The sequence below is a fragment of the Streptomyces sp. V3I7 genome, from assembly GCF_030817495.1.
In the GTDB taxonomy this organism is placed as follows: Bacteria; Actinomycetota; Actinomycetes; order Streptomycetales; family Streptomycetaceae; genus Streptomyces.
In genome coordinates, this window is record NZ_JAUSZK010000001.1 from 4057658 (window position 1) to 4076474 (window position 18817).

General features: G+C 69.7%; 14 protein-coding genes and 1 pseudogene. 10 read left to right on the top strand and 5 right to left on the bottom strand.

Annotated features, from left to right (window positions below):
- The first annotated feature begins 874 nt into the window (after positions 1–874).
- Positions 875–4249 carry a polymorphic toxin-type HINT domain-containing protein gene (locus tag QFZ74_RS19055; protein WP_307624200.1) on the top strand — a complete coding sequence of 1125 codons (3375 nt, stop codon included), beginning with the start codon at positions 875–877 and terminating at the stop codon, positions 4247–4249.
- A 44-nt stretch (positions 4250–4293) separates the two neighbouring features.
- Positions 4294–4653 (top strand): hypothetical protein, encoded by a 360-nt coding sequence (locus QFZ74_RS19060; protein WP_307622000.1) that lies wholly within the window; start codon positions 4294–4296, stop codon positions 4651–4653.
- Between the two features lie 100 nt (positions 4654–4753).
- On the opposite strand, the pseudogene QFZ74_RS19065 reads toward QFZ74_RS19060, so the two are convergent.
- Positions 4754–5339: pseudogene (locus tag QFZ74_RS19065) on the bottom strand (IS30 family transposase); the annotation flags it as partial.
- 232 nt (positions 5340–5571) lie between these two features.
- On the opposite strand from QFZ74_RS19065, the gene QFZ74_RS19070 reads away from it, so the two are divergent.
- The 3 genes from QFZ74_RS19070 to QFZ74_RS19080 are packed head-to-tail and all read left to right on the top strand — an operon-like array spanning position 5572 to position 10071.
- Positions 5572–6492 carry a serine/threonine-protein kinase gene (locus tag QFZ74_RS19070; protein WP_307622001.1) on the top strand — a complete coding sequence of 307 codons (921 nt, stop codon included), beginning with the start codon at positions 5572–5574 and terminating at the stop codon, positions 6490–6492.
- A 55-nt stretch (positions 6493–6547) separates the two neighbouring features.
- The gene (locus tag QFZ74_RS19075; RefSeq protein WP_307622002.1) at positions 6548–8194 is read left to right on the top strand and encodes a succinic semialdehyde dehydrogenase; all 1647 of its coding nucleotides are present in this window, start codon (positions 6548–6550) and stop codon (positions 8192–8194) included.
- 38 nt (positions 8195–8232) lie between these two features.
- Positions 8233–10071, top strand: a complete 1839-nt coding sequence (locus QFZ74_RS19080) for a GMC family oxidoreductase N-terminal domain-containing protein (RefSeq protein WP_373462409.1) — start codon at positions 8233–8235, stop codon at positions 10069–10071.
- A gap of 99 nt (positions 10072–10170) precedes the next feature.
- Here the strand turns inward: QFZ74_RS19080 and QFZ74_RS19085 are convergent, their stop codons facing one another.
- Positions 10171–10920, bottom strand: coding sequence for an LAETG motif-containing sortase-dependent surface protein (locus QFZ74_RS19085; protein WP_307622003.1), 750 nt, complete (start codon positions 10918–10920; stop codon positions 10171–10173).
- 19 nt (positions 10921–10939) lie between these two features.
- On the opposite strand from QFZ74_RS19085, the gene QFZ74_RS19090 reads away from it, so the two are divergent.
- On the top strand, positions 10940–11284 hold the full coding sequence (locus QFZ74_RS19090) for a hypothetical protein (RefSeq protein ID WP_307622004.1): 345 nt from the start codon (positions 10940–10942) through the stop codon (positions 11282–11284).
- Between the two features lie 418 nt (positions 11285–11702).
- Here the strand turns inward: QFZ74_RS19090 and QFZ74_RS19095 are convergent, their stop codons facing one another.
- Positions 11703–12020, bottom strand: coding sequence for a chorismate mutase (locus QFZ74_RS19095; RefSeq protein ID WP_307622005.1), 318 nt, complete (start codon positions 12018–12020; stop codon positions 11703–11705).
- 303 nt (positions 12021–12323) lie between these two features.
- Between QFZ74_RS19095 and guaA the strand changes: the two genes are divergently transcribed.
- The 4 genes from guaA to QFZ74_RS19115 all read left to right on the top strand — a co-directional run bounded on the left by guaA (position 12324) and on the right by QFZ74_RS19115 (position 17004).
- A complete protein-coding gene (guaA, locus tag QFZ74_RS19100) occupies positions 12324–13904 on the top strand; it encodes a glutamine-hydrolyzing GMP synthase (protein WP_307622007.1) in 1581 nt (526 codons plus the stop codon).
- Positions 13905–14084: 180 nt separating this feature from the next.
- Complete coding sequence (locus QFZ74_RS19105; RefSeq protein WP_307622008.1) at positions 14085–14888, top strand: class II aldolase/adducin family protein; 804 nt, start codon at positions 14085–14087, stop codon at positions 14886–14888.
- Positions 14889–15056: 168 nt separating this feature from the next.
- A complete protein-coding gene (locus tag QFZ74_RS19110) occupies positions 15057–16334 on the top strand; it encodes a hypothetical protein (RefSeq protein WP_307622009.1) in 1278 nt (425 codons plus the stop codon).
- Between the two features lie 136 nt (positions 16335–16470).
- Positions 16471–17004 carry a DoxX family protein gene (locus QFZ74_RS19115; protein WP_307622010.1) on the top strand — a complete coding sequence of 178 codons (534 nt, stop codon included), beginning with the start codon at positions 16471–16473 and terminating at the stop codon, positions 17002–17004.
- Positions 17005–17035: 31 nt separating this feature from the next.
- Here QFZ74_RS19115 and QFZ74_RS19120 read toward each other — a convergent pair whose 3' ends face one another.
- Positions 17036–17299 (bottom strand): hypothetical protein, encoded by a 264-nt coding sequence (locus tag QFZ74_RS19120; protein WP_307622011.1) that lies wholly within the window; start codon positions 17297–17299, stop codon positions 17036–17038.
- Positions 17286–18770 (bottom strand): PspC domain-containing protein, encoded by a 1485-nt coding sequence (locus QFZ74_RS19125; protein WP_307622012.1) that lies wholly within the window; start codon positions 18768–18770, stop codon positions 17286–17288. Before QFZ74_RS19125 ends, QFZ74_RS19120 begins: the two co-directional genes overlap by 14 nt.
- Positions 18771–18817 lie beyond the last annotated feature (47 nt).

Sequence of the window (18817 nt, forward strand, 5' to 3'; positions counted from 1 at the left end):
GAGCTGGGGAACGCGCAAGGCCCGCTATGTCGCCACCGCTTCGACGGACACCTACACGGCCCTCGCTGCGGGCGGCTGGCGCCACACCAAGTCGACCACCACGTACGACAACGCGACCGGCCGCGAGGTCCAGGTCGACGACGACGGCGAGGTCGGTGTCGCCGACAACGAGTGCACGCGCACGGAGTACGCGGACAGCGTGAGCCGTCACATGTACGCGTTCGTGTCGCGGGTCGAGAAGGTCGCGGTCGACTGCGCGAGCACCCCGAACCGTGCCACGGACGTCATCTCGGACAACCTGACGTACTACGACGGTTCGACGACTCTGGGCGATGCCCCCACCAAGGGCGACCTCACCATGACCAAGCGGCTGTCCTCTCACGACGGCACGACGGCCACGTACCAGACGACCGCGACGACGACCTACGACGGCTTCGGCCGTCCGCTGGTGGTGAAGGACGCCGAAACCGCCTCGTCCTCGACGCAGTACACCACCTCGACCGCCTACACCGACACCTTCGGTCTGGCGACCAAGTCGACGGTCACCAACATCGACGGCTGGACGACCTCGACCGAGTACGCACCCCAGTGGGGTCTGCCGAGCGCGAAGGTCGACGAGAACAGCAAGCGCACGGACCTCGCCTATGACGGTCTGGGCCGCCTGCTGTCGGTCTGGCTGCCGGACCGCCCCAAAGCGCTCAGCTTCACCCCGTCCCTCAAGCACGAGTACCTGGTCCGCGGCACCAGTGGGCCGACCGCCGTCCACACGCAGAAGATCCAGAGCGACGGTTCGACGTACGGCAGTGAATGGTCGCTGTACGACGGCAACCTGAGGCCGCGGCAGGACCAGACGGAGGGCGCCGGCGGTGGCCGTATGGTCGCCGACACGCTCTACGACGGTGCCGGCAGGGTGGTGAAGGTCAACGACACCTACTACACCTCTGGCGCCCCGTCCTCCACGCTCTTCGAGCCGCTCAACGCCGACCTCGACGCACAGACGGTCACGGAGTACGACGGCGCGGGCCGCACCACCGCCACGGTCTTCAAGGTCCAGGGCACGGAGAAGTACCGAACCACGTACAGCTACGGCGGCGACCGGGTCACGACCACTCCGCCGAACGGCGGCACGAAGACAACGGTCGTGTCAGATGCCCGGGACCGTACGACGACCCAGATCGAATACCCGTCGGGCGGCAGCGCGGTCACCACGTCGTACGGCTACAACCGCGACGGTCTGCTGACGAAGGTGACGGACGACAAGGGGAACAACTGGACGTACACATACGACCAGATGGGCCGCAAGAAGACTGCGGTCGACCCCGACACCGGTTCGTCCTCGTACACATACGACGTCATGGACCGCCAGACCTCGGCCACCATCAACGGCGACAAGACGTCGACGGTGTACGACGAGCTGGGCCGCGCGGTCTCCACCTGGGACGGGGAGGCGAACACCGGCACCAAGCTCTCGCTGACCAAGTACGACACGGTCGCCAAGGGCGAGCTCTACGGTGTCTACACGTACAAGTCCGGCGCGGTGTACTCGTCGGTGACCTATCCGGTCCTCGACCCGGACAACGACTTCAAGCCGACGTCGACGAAGTACTTCCTGTCCAAGACGGCCGAGCCGGAGCTGGGCGGAACGTACGAGTTCACCACGCAGTACAACCGCGACGGGTCGCTCCAGGGAACGGGACTGCCGGCGGCGGGCGGTCTGTCGGCCGAGGCGTTGACCTACGTCTACGACAACCTTCAACGTCCGGTCGGTCTCAACACGTCGCTCGGCAGCGGCAAGTACGTGTCGAACGCGTCGTACTCGCCGACGTCCGACCTGGAACAGCTGGAGCTGTACACCGGCGACTCCGCCGCCAAGAAGACGTGGGTGACCAACAGCTTCGAAGCGGGCACGCACCGTCTGACCAACTCGCGGGTCGACGTGGAGGGCGCCTCGAGCGTCGCCTACGACGCGAACTACACCTACGACGACTCCGGCAACATCCTGTCCATCGCGGACACGCCGACCGGCGGCACGAAGGACGTGCAGTGCTTCGACTACGACGGCCTGCGCCGTCTGAAGCAGACGTGGACGTCGTCGGTGTCGTCCAACGACGCGTCGGGCACGGGCAGCACGGACGCGGCCTGCACCGCGGGGGCGTCGTCCACGACGGTGGGCGGTGTGTCCCCGTACTGGACGGAGTACGGCTACGACTCCCTCGGCGACCGCACGAGCGAGGTGCGGCACGGCCTGAACGGGGCGGGCACCGCGACCCGCACGTACGCGTACGGCAAGGGGTCCGGCCCCAACGGCACGGACTCCGGCCCGCACACGGTCTCCTCGGTCACGCAGACGACCGAGGCGGCGGGCGGCAATCCGGCCGTCACTTCTCAGGACACGTACACCTACGACGCGTCCGGCCACACCAAGACGCGCGTCCTGGGCGGTGACACCCAGTCGTTGACCTGGGACAAGCAGGGCGAGCTGACCACGGTCACGAACGCCGACAGTTCGGTGACGTCGTACAAGTACGACGCTTCCGGCGCACGGATTCTCCGGGACACCCCGAGCGAGAAGACGTTCTACCTGCCGGGCATGGAACTGCACCTGAACAAGTCCACGTCCGCGGTGACGGCCACGCGCTACTACACCTTCAGTGGCACGACGGTCGCGATGCGGGAGGCGGACGGGGTCCACTTCCTCGTCTCGGACCACCAGGGCACGGCCGAACTGTCCGTCGACGGAAAGACGGGCGCGACGATCCGTCGCCGTACCGACCCGTTCGGCAATGCCCGCGACACCTCTAACTGGGTGAACGACAAGGGCTTCGTGGGCGGCACGATCGAGAAGTCCACGGGCCTGACGACGCTGGGGGCACGGGAGTACGACTCCGACACCGGCCGCTTCATCTCGGCGGACCCGATCGTCGACTACACCGACCCGCAGCAGATCAACGGCTACGCGTACGCCAACAACAGCCCGGTCACGAACAACGACGCGTCGGGTCTGCGCCTGGCGAACTGCGTGGGCGGCTGGAACGAGTGCGGACCGGGCCCGTCGACGCACCGCGGTGCCTGGACCGACAACGTCGACGGCACCCCCATGAGCAGCAGCTCGAGCAGCCGTTCGGGCGGCGGCACCACGGACACGCCGGCCACGCGGCAGGCGGCCGAGGCTCACGCCAAGGAAGACGCGGCCAAGCAGCGAGCCATCGCGATCGCCAAGGAACTCGGCAAGATCGTCGCCGACGAACTGGGCATCACGGACGCGCTGGACTGCTTCACCACCGGCGCCCTCGCCTCGTGCGGTGCGACTGCGGTCAACGTGGTTTCGTCCTTCATCGGCGGCGGTCCGCTCACCAAGCTGACCCTGAAGTACTGGAACAAGATCGACAAGGGCATTGCCCTGGGCAAGCGGATTGTCGGGCTTGGCAAGAAGCTGTGGGCGACCTTCCAGGACTGGAGGAAGAGCAGTAAGGCGGCGGAGGCTGCCGAGAAGGCGTGTAACAGCTTCACGCCCGATACCCGGGTGCTGATGGCTGACGGCAAGGCCAAGAAGATCGAAGACGTCGAAATCGGCGACGAGGTCCTCGCCACCGACCCGGAAACCGGCGACACCAAGACGGAGACAGTCACTGCCGAGATCAAGGGCAACGGAGTCAAGCACCTTGTCAAGGTGGCGGTCGACGTCGATGGCAAGAAGGGTTCCAAGACGGCTTCGGTCACCGCGACCGACGGCCACCCCTTCTGGGTCGCCGAGCTCGGTGAGTGGATCAAGGCAACCGATCTGCACAGCGGCGAGTGGCTGCGCACCAGTGCCGGAGCGTACGTCCAGATCACTGCGGTAAAGCGGTGGACGGTTCTGCGGGCCACGGTCCACAACCTCACGGTCTCGGATCTTCACACGTACTATGTGCTTGCGGGGGCTACGCCGGTCCTGGTTCATAATTCTGGAGGCGCGGCATGTAAGGGTCCGATCCCCGATAAGATTCCGCATGATTACTACGATCAGCTCGCTATGCAGGGAGCGAAGGCTCCCGGCGCGGGAACCGTGATCATGAGGAATCTTGGCGACACTCCGAGGCTTGAGGCAAACTACGGTCCGGGCGAGTGGGTAAAGATGCAGTCGACCTTGGATGACGCCAGCGGAAAAGCCATCCGAACCGTTCACTGGTTCAGGAATCTCGACAATGAGATGAACGTCGAGTACAAGTTCAAGCTCGACTATCCCCAGATGGAGTCAAACGTAAGATGAAGGTGCGGGTAATCGGTAACTCCGGAGAGCGACTCCCTCTGTCCATGCTTGACTCCAAGTGGGGGTTGACTAGGGATGCTTCTTTCCCGCTTGCTATAGGGAAGGAATATGTCGTCTACGCGATTACTGTGGTCAAGGACGCCTTCTGGTACTACCTGCTCGACGAACATGATCTCCCGTATCCGGTCTGGTATCCGAGTCCTTTGTTTCAGGTATCGGATGGATCGATTCCGGCTCATTGGGTCGTGAACTACGTTTCCAATGAAGCGTCATCGGATCGCACTGGAGCTTCACTGATCACCTTCAAGGAGTGGGCGAATGATCCATTCTTCTATGAAAGGTTGGTCGAAGGTGAGGCGGGGGCTGTGGCCGCTTTCCAGAATGAGCGAAATATTCCTTCCTGACGGTTCGTGACGGCAGCCGGGAATCTTGTTGAGGGAATTCAGAAGCCCCGTCAGGTGCATGGCGGTTTCTAGGGATCGTCGCAACACGTGATCGTTTGTGTTAGGCGGCGAGTAGTTTATGCAGGCGCTCGGCTGGGGTTTCCCAGTCGAGCGTTTTGCGTGGGCGGCCGTTGAGTTCGGCGGCGACGGCGGCCAGGTGTTCGCAGGAGTGGACGGACACGTCGGTGCCCTTGGGGAAGTACTGTCGCAGCAGGCCGTTGGTGTTCTCGTTCGATCCCCGTTGCCGCGATGATCAAGTCCCCTTCCCAATGGCCGGGCACCGCCCGGTCCTCCGCCTCGGCGGGACGTTCGCTGATCACGACCATCGGGTGCGTGAAACGCGGCTGGCGGCAGGCCGCCTGGCGGTGGGGGCGGCGGCGGGCGCGTCGCGAGCGAAGGGCCCGGGCCAGCTCGCGGCGCAGTTCTCCGCGACCCTGGACGTAGAGGGCCTGGTAGATCGTCTCGTGCACGACGTGCATCTCCGGCTGGTCGGGGAAAGTCCGGCGCAGACTCTCGCAGATCTGTTCCGGCTTCCGGTCCAGGCCGTCCTGGATGAAGTCCCGCAGCGCGGTGTTCCGGCCGATCTTGCCGGGCTTGGGGCGGGGCCGGCGAGCATCGGCGCGGGCCTGGGCGGCGTGCGGACGGTAGTGCCACCGGCCACGGGGATCCGTCTCCCAAGGGCTACCGCTCCCGGACGAACATCCCCTTCGGGCGCCCCCTTCACGTGCCCGCGCCCTTCGACTTCGAGCTGGACACCTCGGACTTCATCCTTCCCGAACCTGACGCGGACACCTCCCCCGAAGCTCCCTGAACTTCCGGCGTCGGCGCCCCGACTCCCCAGCGTCGACAAGGACATGCCGTGCGCGGTAGGCATGGGGCATGAGTGGCGAGGGTGAACAGTCGACCGGCAGGTGCCTGCTCGACGGGCGCTACCGTCTGATCGAGCGTCTCGGGGCCGGCGGGGCTGTGTGGCGCGCCCGCGATGAAGTCGCCGGGCTCGAAGTCGCCGCCAAGCAGCCGCTGTTGCCAGCGGATTCGGATCCCGACGGTGAGGAGTGCCAACGGGCTGCCCACCGGCTCTACCACGAGGCCCGCGCCGCCGCCCGCGTTGCCCATCCCGCTGCCGTGGCCACTCATGACGTATTCCTCGAAGACGGACTCCTCTGGATCGTCATGGAGTGGGTCGAAGGCGAGTCGCTGCTCGCCGTGCTCCGGCGCGGCCCCCTGGCGCCGGCCGAGGCCGCCCGGATCGGGCTCGCCGTCCTCGGGGCCCTGCGGGCCGCGCACGCCGTCGGCATCGTGCACCGGGACGTGAAGCCCGCCAACGTCCTCGTCGAGTCGGGCACCGGCCGGGTCGTCCTCACCGACTTCGGCATCGGGCACGGCGGCTCGCCCGGCTTCCTCTCGCCCGAGCAGCTGTCGGGACCGGGCGCCGGTCCCGCCTCCGACCTGTGGTCGCTGGGTGCGCTGCTCCACGCGGCCGTCGAGGGCCGGCCGCCCTTCCGGCGTACCGCTGCGGAGTCCACTCCCGCGGGCCCCGCCGCCTGTGAGCACGCCGGTCCGCTCGCGCCGCTGCTGCTGCGGCTGCTCGCGCCGGAACCGGACGCGCGGCCGGCCGCCGAGGAGGTGGCGGCGGCGCTGGAGGAGGTGGCGGACCGCGTCGTACCGGGCACCCCCCTCCGCGCTCACCGTCTCCGGCTGACGTTACGAAAAAATGATCGGGAGTGGCGGGTGCGGCACAACGCCCTGATCAGCGCATTCGTTGCCAGCGATCACTGGCAGTGTGTGTGCAGTACGTGAATCTCCGTTACCGATGGGTATCCAACCGCCCCAGCCCCGTCATACTCTGCGCCCCATGACGGACTCGAAGGCCCCGGAGACGACCGGTACCGACACCGCCGAGCAGAGCGGCGGCACTGGTACCAACCCCCTCGCCCCCGCCCCCGCGGGCGCCCGAACCGCCGCCGACGTGGTCACCCCGGAGTTGGTCGCACAGCTCACCAAGGGTGTCGTCGGCTCCGGTCGTACCGCCAACCACACGCCGCTGACCGGCGAGAAGCTGGCCGACCTGCCCGAGTCCACGCCCGAGGACGTGGCCAAGGCCTTCGAAGCCGCCCGCGCCGCCCAGGCCGTCTGGGAGCGCACGCCGGTCCGGCAGCGCGCCGCCGTGCTGCTGCGTTTCCACGACCTGATGCTGGAGCGCCAGGCCGAGGTCCTCGACCTCATCCAGCTGGAGACGGGCAAGGCCCGCCTGCACGCCCACGAAGAGGTCCAGGCCGTCGCCATGGCCGCCCGCCACTACGGCGTCAAGGCGCCCGCCTACCTGCGGCCGAAGCGGCACGTCGGGGCCATGCCGACGCTGACCAAGGTCACCGAACTGCGCCACCCGCGCGGTGTCGTCGGCCAGATCGCCCCCTGGAACTACCCCCTGGAGCTGTCCGTCGGCGACGCGATCCCCGCCTTCGCCGCGGGCAACGCCGTCGTGATGAAGCCGGACACCGAGACCTGCCTGACCGCCCTGTGGGCGCGCGACCTGCTCATCGAGGCCGGACTGCCCGCCGACGTCTTCCAGGTCGTGCTCGGCGAGGGCCCGGTCGTCGGCCCGGAGATCGTCCGGCACGCCGACTACGTCTCGTTCACCGGCTCCACCCGCGTCGGCCGCGAGGTCGCCCAGGCCGCCAGTGCGCGGCTCGTCGGCGTCTCCCTCGAACTCGGCGGCAAGAACGCCATGCTGGTCCTGGAGGACGCCGACATCGAGAAGGCCGCCGCGGGCGCCGTCCGCGCCTGCTTCTCCTCCGCGGGCCAACTCTGCATCTCCATCGAGCGGTTGTACGTCCACGAGTCGATCGCCGACACGTTCCTCGAACGCTTCGCCGCCCGCACGAAGGCCATGCGGCTCGGCACCTCCCTCGCCTACGGCGCCGACATGGGCTCGCTGGTCGGCGAGCGGCAGCTGGAGACCGTCAAGCGGCACGTGGAGGACGCCGTGGCCAAGGGCGCCACGGTCGTCGCCGGCGGTGTGGCGCGCCCCGACATCGGTCCGTACTTCTTCGAGCCCACGATCCTCGACGGCGTCGAGGCCCCGATGACCGTGTGCGAGGAGGAGACCTTCGGCCCCGTCGTCTCCATCTACCGCTTCACCAGCGTCGACGAAGCGATCGAGGCCGCCAACTCCACGGCGTACGGCCTGAACTCCTCCGTCTGGACGAAAAACGCCCGCCGGGCCCGCGAGGTCGCCGCCCGGCTGCGCACCGGCACCGTCAACGTCAACGAGGGCTACGCCCCCGCCTACGGCAGCGTCCAGTCACCCATGGGCGGCATGAAGGACTCCGGCCTCGGCCGCCGGCACGGCTCCGAGGGCATCCTCAAGTACACCGAGGCCCAGACGGTCGCCCATCAGCGTCTGCTGCCGATGGCTCCGTCCCTCGGTCTCGACGACGAGAAGTACGCCGCGCTGATGAGCCGCAGCCTCCGGCTCATGAAGGCGTTCCGCCTCCGCTAGCCAGCCAGATCCCCCCCCGTTCTCGACGAGGAGAGCACGTGTCGCAGGAGAAGTCTGTCCAGGCCCGGGACGATGACGGGCACGACGGCGTTCATGACGACGTTCACGACGACGGTTACGACTACGACGTCATCGTCGTCGGCTCGGGCTTCGGCGGCTCCGTCACCGCCCTCCGGCTGACCGAGAAGGGCTACCGGGTGGGCGTGCTGGAGGCCGGCCGCCGCTTCACCCGCGCCGCGCTCCCCAAGAACTCCTGGGACCTGAAGAACTACCTCTGGGCCCCGAAGCTCGGCCTGTACGGCATCCAGCGCATCCATCTGCTGGGCAACGTGATGGTGCTGGCGGGCGCCGGGGTCGGCGGCGGCTCGCTCAACTACGCCAACACCCTCTACGTACCGCCGAAGCCGTTCTTCGAGGACCCCCAGTGGAAGGACATCACCGACTGGCAGGAGGAGCTGAAGCCGTACTACGACCAGGCCCAGCGCATGCTCGGCGTACGGCTCAACCCTACCGTGACCCCGTCCGACGTGCACCTGAAGGCGGCGGCGGAGCGGATGGGCGTGGCCGACACCTTCCACATGACGCCGGTCGGCGTCTTCTTCGGCGACGGCAAGGACGCCGACGGTGAGACGAAGGCTAAGCCGGGCGGCCAGGTCGACGACCCGTACTTCGGCGGCGCCGGACCGTCCCGCAACGCCTGCACCGAGTGCGGCGAGTGCATGACGGGCTGCCGGCACGGCGCGAAGAACACCCTCAACGAGAACTACCTGTACCTCGCCGAGAAGGCGGGCGCGGTCGTCCACCCCATGACGACGGTGGTCTCCCTCACCGACGACTCGCGGGGCGGCTACGCGGTGGCCACCCTGCCGACCGACGCGAAGAAGAGCGCCGGGCGCACCTTCACCGCCCGCCGCGTCGTCCTGGCCGCAGGCACCTACGGCACGCAGACCCTGCTGCACCGCATGAAGGCGAACGGCCAACTGCCCTACGTATCCGAGCGGTTGGGTGCGCTGACCCGGACCAACTCCGAGGCGCTCGTGGGCGCGCAGACCAGTGACCGCCGCTATCGCAAGGCGCACGGCGCGGCGAAGGCCGACTTCACGCGCGGCGTGGCCATCACGTCCTCGATCCACCCCGACGAGAACACGCACATCGAGCCGGTCCGCTACGGCAAGGGCTCGAACTCGATGGGCGGCCTCACCATCCTCCAGGTCCCGTACGCGGAGGGCTCCTCCCGCGTCCTGGGCTGGCTGGCGAACGCGGTCCGGCACCCGGTCCAGGTGGTCCGCTCGCTCTCCAACCACCGCTGGTCGGAGAAGACCATCATCGGCCTGGTGATGCAGTCCCTGGACAACTCCCTGACGACGTACCTGAAGCCGAAGGGCGTGGGCAAGGGGCTGCTGACCGCACGCCAGGGTCACGGCGCGCCCAACCCCCAGCAGATCAAGGCGGCCACGGAGGCCGCGACCATCCTCGCCGAGGAGATCAACGGCTTCGCCGGCAGCAACATCGGCGAGCTCATGGGCACCCCGCTGACCGCCCACTTCCTCGGCGGCTGCCCCGTCGGCGCCTCGCGCGAGACGGGCGTCATCGACGCCTACCACCGGCTGTACGGCCACCCGGGCATCTCCGTGGTCGACGGGGCGGCGGTGTCGGCGAACCTGGGCGTCAACCCGTCGCTGACCATCACGGCGCAGGCCGAGCGGGCGATGTCGTACTGGCCCAACAAGGGCGAGGCGGACCCGCGCCCGGCGCAGGGGCAGGCGTACGAGCGTCTCAAGCCGGTGGAGCCCAGCGACCCGGCGGTCCCGGCGGACGCCTTCGGCGCGCTGCGGCTGCCGTTCCTGGGGATACCGGCGGTGCCGCCGAAGAAGTGACGTACGGCTGCCCTGGCCGGCGGTGACACGAAGAAGGACCTGCGCCCCCCTCCGAGCGCAGGTCCTTCCTCATGTCCGGCGTGTCACGCACGCCGTGGTTCAGGCGCCGGCGGCAGCCTTGCGACGGCGCACCGCGAACACCGCACCCGCACCGGCGACGACGGCGACACCGCCGACGAGGCCGAGGACGGGCAGCGCGGAGCTGGAACCGGTCTCGGCGAGGTTGCCGGTCGGCAGCTCGGAGAGGTCACCCTGGGGCTTCTTCACCGAGGGCTTGCCGCCCTTGTCGCTCGGGGTGGCGTCACCCGGGCTGGGGTTCTTGCTGCCGGCCTTCAGGACCTGGAAGTCGTACTGGGCCCAGCCCTCGGCGATGCAGTCCTGGCCCTCGATGTTGTCGAGGTAGGCACCGGAGCCGAAGGAGTAGGCGTCACCGGCAGGGGCCTTGGCGTCGATGCCGACGCGCAGGCTGACCGACTGGCTCGCGCCCGACTTCAGCTTGTCCACGCCGAAGAAGTAGTCGCCGGCCCAGTCGTCGGAGCCGATGCGGTCCCAGGAACCGGTCTCGGGGTTCTTGAACTCCAGGTCGACGTACTGGCTCAGGAACTTCGACTCGTCGAGCTCGTAGTTCTCGACCTCGGCGTAGAAGGCGACTTCCTTCACGTCGATGTCGGACTGGTTGGTGACGGTCAGCTTGAAGTTGTGGAAGCCGTCGCCCGCGACGATCTTGCCCGGCAGACCCTTGATGTCGGCGGACACCTTGGCGTCGTCGAAGTTCTGGTCGAGCTCGTCGCAGTACGGGACGTCGGGGTCCGTCGGCTCCTCGCTCGGCTCGGCCGGCACCGACGGCACGGGGGACTCGCTGGCGCTCGTGCTCGGGGACGCCGACGTGCTGTTCGACGGGGGGTCGTTCGGCAGGGTGGAGGTTGACGGGTCGACGGAGGTGGACGGGGAGGTGGAGGTCGAGGGGTCGACCGACTCCGACGTGGAGGGCGACACGCTCGTCCCGGTCGACGCCGACTCGCTCACGGAGGTGAGCGGCGCCGGGTCTTCGGCGAACGCGGCGGGCGCGGACAGCAGGGCGACGGGGGCTATGGCAGCCGTTGCGGCTGCCGCGGCCATGACACGGCGAACATTCATGAAGACCTCGGTACGAGTGGTAGGGGAGGCCTCCGCGTGGCGGCTGCGGGAGTGGCCCTTGTTCCTGCACGTTTGATCAGCGAGGGCGGTGAAAGGTTGCGCCGGTTCTCACGGGACTTTTATGTGGGCCGGGTCACAGGAGTGCGCGCTGATGTCCGAGGCGGTGCGGACATGACGAAGGGCCCCGTGGCGGGGCCCTTCGGTGATCGTTGCTGTACTGGCTGGACTTGCCAGTTTCCGCCGGACGGCCCCGGGCGTCCCCGGAGCCGGCCGGTTCTCTTGGATGACCGGGCTGCTGTCCCCTGCCGTCCGGTCACTTCCCTGGAACGAGGTCCCACGACGTACGGCACGATCCGCACGTCTCATCGCCCCAGCGATCCACGCGTGGTTCTTTCGGGCCCGCCCCTGGCTGGCACGGACAACGGGACCAACGAAGGGTCCGCGAGCCGGTCACGCGCCGTACGAGTGAGAGCGGGACCGAACTCAGATGCGACTCAGACGCGACCCCGGCACAGTTCGAGGAGCGTCATCGCGAGGGCGGTGCCGGGCCGGCCGAGGGCGTCCCGGAAGTGAGTGAGGATCTCCGTCTCGCGGGAGAGGTTCACGCGTCGGCCTCCGGAGGTGATCCGGGCCTCCTGGATCACCGCGGACACGGCCATCCGCTCCTGCACGAGCCCGATGATCCGGTCGTCCAGCGCGTCCATGCGCTCGCGTGCGTCGCTGATCGTTGCGGCGGCCTCGGCGGTACGGGCGCCGGTCTTCTCGGTGGCGGTGGCCGTGGCGGTGGCAGTGGCGATGGCGGTGCTGCTCATGTCGGGGGCTCCTTGTCGATGTCCCCGCGGCGACAGATCACGGAAAACGCAAGGCGCCCCGGACCTTGTCGGCCCGGGGCGCCTGGGAAGTCGCTTGTCAGTTGCTCAAGCAGCACGACCATGGCAGCCGGTGGGCCGGTTGCCATAGGTAAAGAGGAAGGTCGTCTGCGTGAGCATGGGGGCAGTATGCCACGGCGTGCGGCCGGGGTCCGGGGCGGAGCCCACTGAGCCGGGACCGGTCCGACGGCCACCCCGTTAGAATCGGAACCACAGACCCCCTGCCCCACCGCCGGAAGGCACCCCGTGTCATCAGCGACTTCTGCTGCCGCCACTCCCGACACCGTCCTGGTCGTCGACTTCGGCGCGCAGTATGCCCAGCTCATCGCCCGTCGCGTCCGCGAGGCGCGGGTCTACAGCGAGATCGTGCCGAGCACCATGCCGGTCGAGGAGATGCTCGCCAAGAACCCCGCGGCGATCATCCTCTCCGGCGGCCCCTCGTCCGTGTACGAGGAGGGCGCCCCCCGCCTGGACCGCGCGCTCTTCGAGGCCGGCGTCCCCGTCTTCGGCATGTGCTACGGCTTCCAGCTGATGGCACAGGTCCTCGGCGGCACCGTCGACAACAGCGGAGCCCGCGAGTACGGCCGTACCGACCTCGTCGTCTCCAAGCCCTCCTCCACGCTCTTCGAGGGCACCCCGGCCGAGCAGCACGTGTGGATGTCGCACGGCGACGCCTGCTCCGCCGCCCCCGAGGGCTTCGCCGTCACCGCGTCCACGGACGTGGTCCCGGTCGCCGCCTTCGAGAACGACGAGAAGAAGTTGTACGGCGTCCAGTACCACCCCGAGGTCATGCACTCCACGCACGGCCAGCAGGTGCTGGAGCACTTCCTGTACCGCGGTGCCGGCCTGAAGCCGGACTGGACGACCGGCAACGTCATCGATGAGCAGGTCGCCGCGATCCGCGAGCAGGTCGGCGACAAGCGCGCCATCTGCGGTCTGTCCGGCGGCGTGGACTCCGCCGTCGCCGCCGCCCTCGTCGCGCGCGCCATCGGCGACCAGCTGACCTGCGTCTACGTCGACCACGGCCTGATGCGCAAGGGCGAGACCGAGCAGGTCGAGAAGGACTTCGTCGCCGCGACCGGCGTCAAGCTCGTCGTCGTCGACGCCGAGGAGCGCTTCCTCAAGGCGCTCGCCGGGGTCTCCGACCCCGAGGAGAAGCGGAAGATCATCGGCCGCGAGTTCATCCGCGTCTTCGAGCAGGCGCAGGCCGAGATCATCGCCGACGAGGGCCCGGCGGTCGAGTTCCTGGTCCAGGGCACCCTGTACCCGGACGTCGTCGAGTCCGGCGGCGGCACCGGCACCGCGAACATCAAGTCGCACCACAACGTCGGCGGCCTCCCCGAGGACCTCGAGTTCCAGCTCATCGAGCCCCTGCGGAAGCTGTTCAAGGACGAGGTCCGGATGGTCGGCCAGGAGCTGGGCCTGCCCGAGGAGATCGTCCAGCGCCAGCCGTTCCCGGGCCCGGGCCTCGGCATCCGCATCGTCGGCGAGGTCACCAAGGAGCGCCTGGACCTGCTGCGCGACGCCGACGCCATCGCCCGCGAGGAGCTGACCGCGGCCGGCCTCGACCGCGCCATCTGGCAGTGCCCGGTGGTCCTGCTCGCGGACGTCCGCTCCGTCGGCGTCCAGGGCGACGGCCGCACCTACGGCCACCCGATCGTCCTGCGTCCGGTCTCCTCCGAGGACGCGATGACCGCCGACTGGACGCGTCTGCCGTACGACGTCCTGGCCCGCATCTCGACCCGGATCACCAACGAGGTCCGCGACGTCAACCGCGTCGTCCTCGACGTCACCTCGAAGCCCCCGGGCACCATCGAGTGGGAGTAGTCCCGGCCCCCATCGGGTCGGTGAGGTCGGTCTGAAAGAGGTGGAACGGTCACGGCCGTTCCACCTCTTTCGCGTACGCCCGTTGTGCTGCGTGCGTCACCTTTGTGCAATAGCGCTGTCCTGTCGTCCGGACCGGCGGTAACTTCCGCCCCGTACAGGAGATCCAGTGCTGGAGGACCTATGCACGGGCCCAGCTGGCCCCCGCCACCCCCGCCCCTGCCCACCGATCAGCTGCGGTTCGCGATGCCGCCGCGGTACGAGTCGCTCGACGACGAACGACGCCACCGCAAGGAACGTCTCGCCGGTGCGCTGCGGATCTTCGGCCGGGCCGGATTCGAGGACGGGGTGTCCGGACACATCACCGCACGCGACCCGGAGTACAGCGACTGCTTCTGGGTGAACCCCTTCGGGATGCCCTTCCGGCACGTCACCGTCGGCGATCTCGTACTGGCCAACCAGGACGGCCAGGTGATCGAGGGCCGCTACCACGTCAACCAGGCCGCGTTCACCGTCCACGCGGCGGTCCACGCCGCCCGCCCCGACGTCGTCGCCGTCGCCCACTGCCACTCCGTGCACGGCCGCGCGCTCGCCGCCCTCGGCGAACTCCTCGAACCCATCACCCAGGAGAGCTGCGCCTTCTACGAGGACCAGGCCCTCTACGACACCTACACCGGGGTCAACGTCGACGCCGAGGAGGGCCGTCGGACAGCCGCCGCGCTCGGCTCCGGCAAGGCGCTCGTCCTGCGCAACCACGGGCTGCTGACGGTCGGCGACTCGGTGGACGCCGCGGCCTGGTGGTTCCTGTCGATGGAGCGGTCCTGCCAGGTACAGCTGGCGGCGCGGGCGGCCGGACGCCCGGTCCTCATCGACCACAAGCTGGCCGAGGCCACCCGCGAACAGCTCGGCGGCGACCTCGTGGCGTGGATCAACTACCAGCCCTTGTGGCGGGACATCAGCCGCAGCGAGCCCGAACTGCTCAGCTAGCCGGAGCGGAGGTGTTCGAGGGGCCGGACGGGGTGCGTGCGCGTCAACGCGGCACCCCGGCTTCACCCGGGGTGACCACCTACCGAACGCGAGCGGTACGCCATGGGGCACAATTCGCTTTCATCACACGGGAGTTGCGCGGGGGCGTACGGAAGGCGGGCGGCGGGCGTGGCGGTGCAGGAAGCAGGACAGGGTGCGCGGGCGCGCGCCCACGAGGGCGGCTGCACCTGCGGGGACTGCCCGCACGGCGCACGCGAGGGACACCGGCGGGCGGTTGCCGAATTCCTGCGCAAGCGCGACGAGTTCGCGGCCGGACAGGGCCTCCCGGCGGCGGTGGCACACTCGGCCTCCGCCTCCCGGCAGTGGGTCTCCGCCGAACTGACGCAGACCGCCGGCACCGTCACCGCGCACGGCCGCGCCGAGGGCGACGCCTGGCTCGCCCGTCTCTGGCAGCGCACGCTGTACGTCGTGTGGGCGGCCGTCGTCCTCCTGCTGCTGGGACAGGCGCTGACCGCGATCGGCGCGGGCTGGAGCAGCGCGCGCACCGCGGGTCTGCTCGCCGCGCTGGTGACGGCCGGCGCGCTGACCGCCGCCTCGTGGTTCCACCGCGCCCGCGGCGGGGCACTCGCCCCCGTCATCGGCGAGGACAACCGCATGTCCACCTCCCGTACTGTCGCGGCGGCCTGGGTGCTGTTCGTGGCCTACGCGGTGCTGCTCCTGGCCGGCCGCCTCGCCGCCGCCTCCGGCCACCGCGAACGCGACGCGCTGATCTCCGGCCTCGACCTCGCCCGCGGCGCAGGCATCGTCACCGTGCTCGCCGTGGTCTGCGGCATCGCGGTCCTCGTCCGACGCGTGGTCGCCGTACGGGTCCTCGGCCAGCGGCTGCAGAAGGTACGCGCCCACCGGCCACGCGCGGCCGACCTGCTGACCGACGACTCCGGCCGCGGCACCTTCACCGACATCCAGTACGTCGTGATCGGCGCCGTCGCCCTGGTCTTCGCCGCGGTCCGGCTGGCCCGCCGCCCCGACCAACTGCCCGACCTGCCCTGGGGGCTCGCGCTGCTGGTCCTCGTCTCGGCCGCGACCTACCTGGCCGGCAAGTACGCGGAGGGCGGCCGCCCCGTGATCCTGTCCGTCGTCCGCGCCCGCGAGGCCGGTGACCTCGACGGCCCGATCCGCACCGGCGACGACATCGAGATCCGCGGCGCCGGCTTCGTCCCGCCCGGCGCCCAGAGCGCCGACCACCTCTCCCGCCTGGTCGTCCGCATCGGCGCGGTCGACGTCCACGTCCCCCTGATCCCCGTCACCGGCGGCTTCAGCAACCCAACCGACGCCGTCCTCACCGTCCCCGTCCCGGCCGACGTCGACCCCGGCCGGGTCGAGGTGCAGGTGGTCACGGCGGCCGGCATCGCCACCGAACGGTGCGCGATCGAGGTGACCGAATAGCCCTCGCGCGCGGGTCAGCACCTGCCCCTCGCCGATCTCGGCGAATTCGGACCGGGAAAGGATTGAGCCGAATCCGTCTGTCGTACGTATGAACTGTTGAGGGGTCACGGGACGCGGTGAGAGGTGGCAGGGAGCGATGACTCACAGCATTCGTACGGACACGCACACCCCCTACCTGGACGGCGACCGGCGGGACTGGCGTGACAACCTCGCCCGCTACGCCCTTCTCCCGCTGCGGATCTTCCTCGGCGTCACCTTCGTCTACGCCGGGCTGGACAAGCTCACCGACAGCGCCTTCATGAAGGCCTCCGGCGCCGGTTCGATCGGCGAGACCATGCGCTCGGTCCGGGACTCCTCGGCCATCCCGGCCCTGGTCGACCTGGCCCTGAAGAGCCCCGTCAACTTCGGCTACGCCATCGCCTTCGGCGAACTCGCCGTCGGCATCGGCATCCTGATCGGCCTGCTCGGCCGCCTCGCCGCGCTCGGCGGCGCGCTGATCTCGCTCAGCCTGTGGCTGACGGTGAGCTGGGCCTCCGACCCCTACTACTACGGCAACGACCTCGCCTACCTGATGGCCTGGCTACCCCTCGTCCTCGCCGGCACCCCCTACCTCTCCCTTGACTCGGCCCTGCGTGGCAGGCGCCGCCGTCGCTCGGGCGACTACCGATAGCTTCCGGCCGCCGTCGGCGGCGACCGGCGGGTCAGCCGGGCGCGTCGGCCCCGGTGGCGTCCCCGGCAGTGTCCCCGGCCGCGTCCGTACGCCCCGCCCCGCGCCGTCCCCTGCGTATGCCCCGGGCCACGAGACCCGTCGCGCCCGCGAGGAACAGGCCGCCCACGACCAGAGGGACCGCGGTGAACCAGGGCACGTCCCACAGCCCGCTCGCCGCACCGGCGTAGAGGGCGCCGGTTCCGGTGAGGCTCAGGCCGGCGACGAGCCGGCCCGGCTGGAACTCATGACGCAGCACGGCTCACCTCGACCTGCCCCATGCCGACCCGTATGCCGAGGTCGAGCGTCCCGGCGCGCCGTCCGCCCGTCGTCGGAGCAAGCGTCACCTCCTCGTGTCTCCCAGGCTTCACGTCCACGTCCTTCCCGTTGTCCCCCGGCAACCGGACGTCGCCCACGCCGACGTCGATGCTCATCCGCACGGCCACGTCGGGCGGCACGATCACCCGCAGCCGGCCCACACCCACCTCGGCCCCGGACCGTACGGTCTGCCCCCGTCCGACACGCACCCCGGTCAGGTCCAGGGTGCCGACGCCGGTCCCGAGGTCGTACTTCCCGTGCACGTCGCTCGCCGCCGCCGGATGCCATGTCGTGCGTATCCAGTGCGTGCTGATGTCCTGGGGCACGGCCGCCGTGGCCGCCAGCAGGGCCGCCGTGAGCATCGCCAGGAAAACCGACCCGGCTCCGGTCCGGCCCAGGAACGCGCTGACGGCTATACCGAGGCCGAAGACGGCCAGCGCGCAGGCCAGGCCGATCTGCATGCTCGTGCCCACCGGATGCGTGTCCCACGCCAGGCGCGTGCCCAGGCCGCCCGCCGCGAGGGCGAGCAGGAAGACCCACCCGCCTATCCAGCGCGGGCCGCGCGCCCTCCGCGGCGCGGGGTGAGGACTCGGCGGGCGCTCTTCGCGGCGGCCGGTTCTGCCGAGACCGATGTTGACGGCCGCCGCGATGTCCCGGTCACGGGGATTCTGGGGGCCCCACAGATAACCGGTGCCACCGACATGGGTGCCGTCCTTGACGATGGGGTCGCGCCACCAGGAGGGGTAGGACGCCGGGACCGGCGGAGCCTGCGCCTCGGGCGGGGCGTCGGCCGCGGCCTGGGCGGCTATGGGGTTGCCCCGGTTCACTCGGTTCGAGCGCGGACCGGAGGGCGCGGAGGGGTCGGTGTCGGGAGCGTCGCGCCGCTGCGACCAGTAGCCCGCGCCCGCGAGCAGCAGAGAGAGGACGGCACCGAATGTGAGCACGCCGCCGTTTCTCAGCATCGTCAGGAACACCCAGCAGCCGACCAGGGCGAACAGGACGCCCGCGAGCGCCTGCCCGTCCACCCGGCCGGTCAGCAGCTTGCGGACCTCGTTCTCTTCCTCGTCCTCGTACGGCACGAAGAGCCAGGCGAACCCGTAGAAGATGAGGCCGATCCCGCCCGTCGCGGCGAGCACGGCCAGGGTGATGCGGAAGATCACGGGGTCCATGTCGGTGTGCCGCCCGAGCCCCGCGCACACGCCCGCGACCATCTTGTGGCGCCGGTCGCGGCGGAACCTGCGCAGGGCCGGGGCGTCGCCCGCCGCGTCACCGGAATCCCCGGCCGGGGAGGCCGGTGAGCCCGGGGAGCCCGGTGCCGCGGCGCCCGCGGCATCCGCCGGCCCGGCGCCCGAGGCGGGGCGCGGGCCGGAGCCGGGTCCCGGACCCGTCGCGGCGCGGTCGTGATCTGTCATGCGTCCATGGTGACGGGCGAGGCGCCGCGACGGGAGCCGGTACGACC